The 5,403-nt window shown below is 41.9% G+C and carries 5 protein-coding genes and 1 pseudogene; 5 read left to right on the forward strand and 1 reads right to left on the reverse strand.

What is annotated here, in order from left to right:
- The 5 genes and pseudogenes from ACFORE_RS03125 to dusB form a co-directional block, all read left to right on the forward strand.
- Positions 1–278 (forward strand): annotated as a pseudogene (locus ACFORE_RS03125) (bifunctional glutamate--cysteine ligase/glutathione synthetase); the annotation flags it as partial.
- A 97-nt stretch (positions 279–375) separates the two neighbouring features.
- Positions 376–1,194, forward strand: coding sequence for a hypothetical protein (locus tag ACFORE_RS03130; protein ID WP_204984663.1), 819 nt, complete (start codon positions 376–378; stop codon positions 1,192–1,194).
- Between the two features lie 18 nt (positions 1,195–1,212).
- Complete coding sequence (locus ACFORE_RS03135; RefSeq protein WP_380434962.1) at positions 1,213–2,487, forward strand: toxic anion resistance protein; 1,275 nt, start codon at positions 1,213–1,215, stop codon at positions 2,485–2,487.
- A gap of 109 nt (positions 2,488–2,596) precedes the next feature.
- On the forward strand, positions 2,597–3,463 hold the full coding sequence (hslO, locus tag ACFORE_RS03140) for an Hsp33 family molecular chaperone HslO (RefSeq protein WP_269725627.1): 867 nt from the start codon (positions 2,597–2,599) through the stop codon (positions 3,461–3,463).
- Entirely contained in the window at positions 3,456–4,433 is a 978-nt protein-coding gene (gene dusB, locus ACFORE_RS03145) for a tRNA dihydrouridine synthase DusB (protein WP_269725628.1), read from the forward strand. The genes hslO and dusB overlap by 8 nt, the downstream gene beginning before the upstream one ends.
- A gap of 71 nt (positions 4,434–4,504) precedes the next feature.
- On the opposite strand, the gene ACFORE_RS03150 is transcribed toward dusB, so the two are convergent.
- Positions 4,505–5,403, reverse strand: an 899-nt coding sequence (locus tag ACFORE_RS03150; protein ID WP_380434963.1) for an AAA family ATPase, incomplete at its 5' end; no start/stop codon positions are given.

Below are 5,403 nucleotides of genomic sequence, written 5' to 3' on the forward strand. Positions count from 1 at the left end.
ACATTTCAACAGGTGGAGATTCCATTGATGTGACAGACATTATGCCAGACGATTATAAAACATTAGCTGCGCAAATGGCTAGAGCTGTTGGTGCTTGGGTGTGTGGAGTTGATTTGATTATTCCTGATAAGAGTCTTCCTGCAAGCAAAGAAGAGCCAAACTGTGCTTGTATTGAACTCAATTTCAACCCTGCTATTTACCTTCACACTTATTGTCACGAGGGTCCAGGACAAGCACTTACACCAAAAATCCTAGCCAAACTATTCCCTGAACTTTAACCCATAAAATCTTTGACACAATTACAGTCATCACTTGTCATTCTTAACCGTTTTACGATAAAATAAAATCAATCTTAGATAGAAATGGATTGAATATATGTCTCGACCTAGAAAAAACGGAGGAGGCCTCATTATCGCTATTATCGGGGTTATCCTTCTCATTGCTTTGCTTGAAAGCTTGTTAGAAATCATTATCCCACTTGCAATCGTTGGTGGTATTGGATATGGTATTTATTATTTTGCGACCAAGCAATCACGTCTTGAAAAAGTTAATACTAAGCAACGCTTGCAAGATTTAAAAGATAACATTCGTATTGCTGACCGCCAAGTCAAACTTTTGGATAGTTATCTCGATGAAAAAAATTACACCCAATACGTTGTCAATGCGCGCCAGCTATTGCCACAAATACGTCACATCAAGTCTGAACTTAGTGAGCTCAAAGCCAAAATGGATTTAAACATCTACAAGCGTGTTCTCAAAAAAGCTGAAACTGTTGAAAAAGATATCAAATTCCAACTAGACCGACTGGATGTCTCACCAGTAAATCCTGACATTTCTGAGGAAGAAGCTGATTTACTAGAACTCGCTCCAGAGTTAGCTCATCTTTACAATAACATTCAGCAAGACCATTTGACTATCTTGAAGAAGATTGAAAATGCTGATAACAAAGAAGAACTCACTGCACTTCACGAGGCTGATATGGACCGCTTCCGCGATATTTTGGATGGCTATCTAAAAATCAAAAAAGCCCCGAAAAATTATTACAATGCTGATGAGCGTTTAGCAAAAGCGAAAACCGCAATGGAAAAATTTGATTTGGCTCTCGATGAAACGCTTCGAAAACTGAATGAAAGTGACTTAAAAGACTTCGATATCAGTCTTCGCATGATGGCTGACGACGATACAAACTTATAAGTTTAATGGGAGGGTATTATGGCTGATACTTTTAACTTTGACATTGATAAAATCGCAGATAATGCAATCACAAAAACAGACAAAACAACCGAAATCATCGTAGCAACTGATACTTCAGCAACTGGTCAAGTCTCTTTTTACGACAAACTGACCCCTGAACAACAATCAGCAATCACAGCCAAAGCTCCTGCTTTAGTTGATAATTTTGTTGCTGACCAAAATGCTCTGCTTGATTTTGGAACATCTGCTGTTGAAGAAGTTAACACAACCGTCAACCGCATTTTGGCTGAGCAAAAAAAACTTGAAATTCCACAAGTTGATGACCTGCTCAAAAACGCTAACCGCGAGTTAAACGGCTTTATCGCCAAATACAAAGACGCTAAGCCTGCTGAGCTCGAAAAGAAACCAAATTTCCTACAAAAGCTCTTTAAGCAAAGCAAAAATAGCCTGCAAGAATTCTATTTTGATTCACAAAATATCGAGCAAAAAATGGATGGTATGGCTGCCGCTGTTGTCAAACAAGAAGAAATCTTGGCTCGCAACATCGTCTCAGCAGAAATGCTAATTGAAGACAACAACAAATCTATTGAAAACTTGGTTGGCGTTATCGCCTTTATCGAAGCTTCTCAGACAGAAAGTGCCAACCGTGCGCAAACTCTTCAAAATGAACTTGCAACACTTGATAGCGCAACGCCTGATTACCAAGTAAAATCTGACGAGCTAGCTCGCATGACCGAAGTCATCAATACGCTTGAACAACAGCACACTGAATACCTCAGTCGCCTTTACGTTGCTTGGACAACCACACCGCAAATGCGCAACATGGTCAAAGTCTCATCAGATATGCGCCAAAAACTTGGCATGATCCGTCGCAACACCATTCCGACAATGAAATTATCAATTGCACAGCTCGGTATTTTGCAACAATCCGTCAAATCTGGCGTGACTGCTGATGCTATTGTCAATGCTAATAACGCTGCGCTTCAAATGCTTGCTGAAACGAGCAAAGAAGCTATCCCTATGCTCGAACGCACTGCTCAAAGCCCAACCGTTTCTATCCAATCTGTCACAGCTCTTGCTGAGAGCCTCGTCGAACAAAACAACAGTATTATCGCAGCTATCGACAACGGTCGAAAACAACGTGCTCAACTCGAAGCAGCCGTTGTAAAATCCGCAGAAACCATTAACGACTCTGTTAAAATTCGTGACCAAAAAATCGTCGAAGCCCTTCTTAACGAAGGCAAAGAAAGCCAAGAAGAAGTCGAAAAAATAAACGTCACAGAAGAAAAATAAACTAAAAAGCGAGGTTCTCCTCGCTTTTTAGTTTATTTTTCACTGCATGATTACGCTTTACAGCTCACAATACTAGCCCATCAATTTTGCTTTGTGTTATAATATTCTTATGGATAAACTTATAAAATCAATTTCAAAATCTGGTTCTTTCCGTGCTTATGTGCTTGATAGCACTGAGACTGTTAGAACTGCTCAAGAAAAACATCAAACACTTCCTAGCTCTACAGTTGCTCTAGGTAGAACGCTTATCGCCAATCAAATCCTAGCCGCCAATCAGAAAGGAGACAGCAAAGTAACCGTCAAAGTCATTGGTGATAGCTCACTTGGTCACATTATTTCTGTGGCTGATACCAAAGGGCACGTTAAAGGCTACATTCAAAACAAAGGCGTTGACATCAAGAAAACAGCGACTGGCGAAGTTGTTGTAGGGCCTTTTATGGGTGCGGGCCAATTCGTGGTTATCACAGACTACGGCACTGGTAATCCTTATACTTCTTCAACACCGCTTGTTTCAGGAGAAATCGGTGAAGATTTGGCCTTTTATTTGACTGAATCTGAACAAACACCTTCTGCCGTTGGACTTAACGTCCTTCTTGATGACGAAGACAAAGTCGAAGTTGCTGGTGGCTTTATGTTGCAAGTTCTTCCAGGTGCATCTGAAGAAGAAATCAACCGCTACGAAAAACGTATCCAAGAAATGCCAGCCATTTCAAAACTCTTGGAATCTGACGACCACATTGAAGCCCTTCTAAAAGCTATCTATGGCGAAGACGAATACAAAGTCCTTGCTGAAGATGAAATCGGCTTTAACTGTGACTGCTCACGTGAACGTTTCGAAGCTGCTCTTGTCACTCTTGGCAAAGATGAATTAAAAGCCATGAAAGACGAAGACCACGGTGCTGAAATCACTTGCCAATTCTGCGGTAAAACATACAACTTTACTGAAGATGATTTGGAGGGCTTGATTAATGACTAATCTCAGCTCATCTTTCATGATTGGTGATGTTGAAATTCCTCACCGCACGGTTCTAGCACCCATGGCAGGGGTGACAAACTCTGCTTTTCGTACTATTGCCAAAGAATTTGGAGCTGGCTTAGTCGTTATGGAGATGATTTCTGAAAAAGGACTTCTCTATAACAACGAAAAAACCCTGCACATGCTACACATTGATGAAACTGAACATCCGATGTCTATTCAACTTTTCGGTGGCGATGCAGATGGTCTAAAACGCGCAGCTGAATACATCCAAGAAAATACAAAAGCTGACATCGTTGACATCAATATGGGCTGTCCTGTTAATAAGGTCGTCAAAAATGAAGCAGGGGCAAAATGGCTCAAAGATCCTGATAAGATTTATCATATCATCAAAGAAGTCACTTCTGTCCTTGATATTCCACTAACCGTCAAAATGCGGACAGGTTGGTCAGATAACAAACTAGCTGTTGAAAACGCGCTTGCCGCTGAATCAGCTGGTGTCTCTGCCCTTGCTATGCATGGACGCACACGTGAACAAATGTACACAGGTCAATGTGACCTTGAAACACTTGCTCGCGTTTCAGAAGCCATCACTAAAATTCCATTTATCGGAAACGGTGACGTGCGCAGCGTTCACGATGCGAAATACATGATTGAAGAAATCGGTGTTGATGCCGTCATGGTAGGACGTGCTGCGATGAATAACCCTTACATTTTCACCCAAATCAATCACTATTTTGAAACAGGTGAGGAACTGCCTGATTTACCATTTGTCAAAAAATTGGATATCGCAGAAGACCATCTCAAACGTTTGATTGACCTCAAGGGCGAAACCATCGCCGTTCGTGAATTTCGTGGCTTAGCCCCACACTACCTTCGTGGTACCGCTGGCGCTGCCAAAATCCGCGGAGCCGTTTCACGCGCAGAAACCATTGATGAAGTCAAAGAAATCTTTGACAGCCTACGATAACAAAAAAGCAGCCTGCTGACTGCTTCACATACAAAAACTGCTAAGGTACTTTGCCCTAGCAGTTTTTTTGACTAAACAATATCAAATTTCAGCTGGCCTTTGGCAACCCCGATTTTTAGAGTATCACCATTTGCTAATTCGTCTGATAAGATGAGTTCTGATAGCTTATCTTCCACCTTGTCTTGCAAGGTTCGGCGGAGCGGACGTGCTCCCATTTCAGGGTCATAACCCAATTCAGCCAAATATTTAAGGGCTGATGGTTGGAATTTCAAGGTCACACCTTTTTCAGCCAGAGTTGCAATCAATGGTTTCACCATGATTTTCACAACTTCACGCATATTGTCTTGCGTCAAGCTATGGAAGACCACTTTTTCATCAATACGGTTGATAAATTCAGGACGGTAAGTTTTTTTGAGCTCTTCCATGATGCGTTTTTGCATGGCTTCGTAATCATGTGCCATATCACGCACTCCAAAACCAACAGTCTTTTCATCGCGCAAAGCTGTCGCACCAAGGTTTGAGGTCATGATGATAATGGTGTTTGAGAAATCCACTTTTCGACCACGACTGTCTGTCAAAACCCCGTCATCCAAAACTTGCAAAAGCACATTGAAAATGTCAGGGTGAGCTTTTTCCACCTCGTCAAACAAAAGCACTGAATACGGTTTGTTACGAACTTTCTCAGTCAATTCGCCGCCTTCTTCATAGCCGACATAGCCTGGAGGGGCACCGTTAAGACGGCTCGCCGCAAATTTTTCCATGTATTCCGACATATCAAAGCGGATAAGAGCTGATTCGTTATCAAAGAGCAATTCTGCAAGGGCTTTCGCCAATTCAGTTTTACCAACACCAGTTGGACCAAGGAACATGAAGGAACCAATTGGACGTTTGCCTGTGCGAATACCTGCTTGATTACGGCGAATTGCACGGCTAATTGCTGAAATGGCCGCGTCTTGCCCAATAACACGCT

This window comes from Streptococcus alactolyticus, assembly GCF_042649785.1.
Lineage (GTDB): Bacteria > Bacillota > Bacilli > Lactobacillales > Streptococcaceae > Streptococcus > Streptococcus alactolyticus.